This is a genomic window from Nocardiopsis sp. KDC1DS13DA1, from assembly GCF_055632325.1.
In genome coordinates this window covers 1-401 of the sequence record NZ_JBVMUY010000054.1, presented here as the reverse complement: position 1 = coordinate 401, position 401 = coordinate 1, and the positions used below count along the sequence as shown (strand labels likewise).

The following is a 401-nucleotide window of genomic DNA, read 5'->3' as shown; positions in this document are numbered from 1 at the left end:
AGAGCTCATCTCAAAAGTCCTGCGAGGTGGCCCTGTACCTGGGATGATCACGTGCTGTGAGTGATGTGTTGCCCGATGGGCTCTGGGAGATCGTCCAGCCCCTGCTGCCACCCGCGCCGAAGACCGGCCGACCCCGCGCCGACCAAAGAGCCGTGTTGACCACGGTGCTGTTCGTCCAGGCCTCAGGATGCTCCTGGGAGAAGGCCGACGGCCTCTTCGGCGTCACCCGGGCCACCGCCCACCGCTGGTTCCAGACCTGGACCGAGACCGGCCTGTGGCCCCGCATCCACCAAGCAGTCCTGGACGAACTGGGCAGACGCGCCCTGCTGGACTGGTCCCGCTCCACGGTCGACTCCCAGTCGATTCGCGCCAAGCCAGGGGGAGAAGACGGGGCCAAACCC

At 67.1% G+C, this 401-nt stretch carries 1 protein-coding gene; it reads left to right on the top strand.

Translation table 11 applies throughout. The features are described 5' to 3' along the window. Positions 1-56 precede the first annotated feature (56 nt). The coding region (locus ACTVAJ_RS28575) for a transposase (protein WP_470391399.1) at positions 57-401 on the top strand (345 nt) is incomplete at its 3' end.